The 1,382-nt window shown below is 65.6% G+C and carries 1 protein-coding gene; it reads right to left on the bottom strand.

Going from position 1 to position 1,382, the window contains the following annotated elements; all coding sequences use genetic code 11:
* On the bottom strand, positions 1–1,382 hold a 1,382-nt coding region (ilvA, locus tag B9Z01_RS34545; protein ID WP_085490000.1), incomplete at both ends, for a threonine ammonia-lyase, biosynthetic.

Genomic DNA, 1,382 nt, shown 5'->3' with positions numbered 1-1,382 from the left:
AACAGCCGATACACCGGGTTCTGCGTCTCTTCCCAATGCGGATAACCCAGCGTTTCGCGAAACCGCTCGAACTCCGCGTGCTCGCTCTCGGGCACCTGGATGCCGACGAGAATCGAGCTGTAATCCGCGCCCTGGTTGCGGTAGTGGAACAGGCTGATGTTCCAGTTCGGCGCCATCGACGAGAGGAACTTCATCAGCGCGCCGGGCCGCTCCGGAAACTCGAAGCGAAACAGCCGCTCGTCGTGCGCGAGCGGTGAGCGGCCGCCCACCATGTAGCGGATGTGCTGCTTCGAGAGTTCGTCGAGCGTGAGATCGACGGTCGCGAAACCGTGCGCCTCGAACGCGCCGGCAATCTGCGCCGACTCGCTGCGATTGCGAATCTGCACGCCGACGAAAATGTGCGCCGAGTTCGCGTCCGCGATCCGGTAGTTGAATTCGGTGACGCTGCGCGTGCCGACCAGTTCGCAGAAGCGTCTGAAGCTGCCGCGCTCTTCGGGGATCGTCACCGCGAACACCGCTTCGCGCGCCTCGCCGACTTCCGCGCGTTCGGCGACGAAACGCATGCGGTCGAAGTTCATGTTCGCGCCCGACGTGATCGCGATCAGCGTCTGGTTCTCGATGCCTTCGCGCTCGGCATACTGCTTCGCCCCCGCTACCGCGAGCGAGCCCGCGGGCTCCAGCACGCTGCGCGTGTCCTGGAACACGTCCTTGATCGCCGCGCACAGGGCGTCCGTGTTCACGAGCAGCACTTCGTCGAGATATTCGCTGCACAGGCGGAAGGTTTCCTCGCCGACGAGCTTCACCGCCGTGCCGTCGGAGAACAGCCCCACTTCGTTGAGCGTGACGCGCTCGCCCGCTTTCAGCGAAACGGCCATCGCGCACGAGTCGTCGGTCTGCACGCCGATCACCCTGATCTCCGGCCGCACCGCTTTCACGTACGCCGCGACGCCCGCCGCGAGACCGCCGCCGCCGATCGGCACGAAGATCGCGTGAATCGGCCCCTGGTGCTGGCTCAGAATCTCCATCGCCACCGTGCCCTGTCCCGCGATCACATACGGATCGTCGAACGGATGCACGAAGGTCAGGCCGCGCTCTTCCTGCAGTTTCACGGCATGCGCGTACGCGTCGCTATACGATTCGCCCGACTGCACGATCTCGACGGTCGGCCCGCCGTGCGTGCGGATCGCATCGACCTTCAGCTGCGGCGTCGTCACCGGCACGACGATGATCGCCTTCACGCCCATGCGCGCAGCCGACAACGCCACGCCCTGCGCATGATTGCCCGCCGACGCGGTGATCACGCCGCGCCCGAGCGCCTCGGCCGGAATATGCGCCATCTTGTTGTACGCGCCGCGCAGCTTGAACGAGAACACCGGCTGGTT

Source organism: Paraburkholderia susongensis (assembly GCF_900177725.1).
GTDB lineage: Bacteria > Pseudomonadota > Gammaproteobacteria > Burkholderiales > Burkholderiaceae > Paraburkholderia > Paraburkholderia susongensis.
The sequence above is the reverse complement of the archived record's forward strand: the minus strand, read 5'-3'. Positions and strand labels throughout refer to the sequence as shown.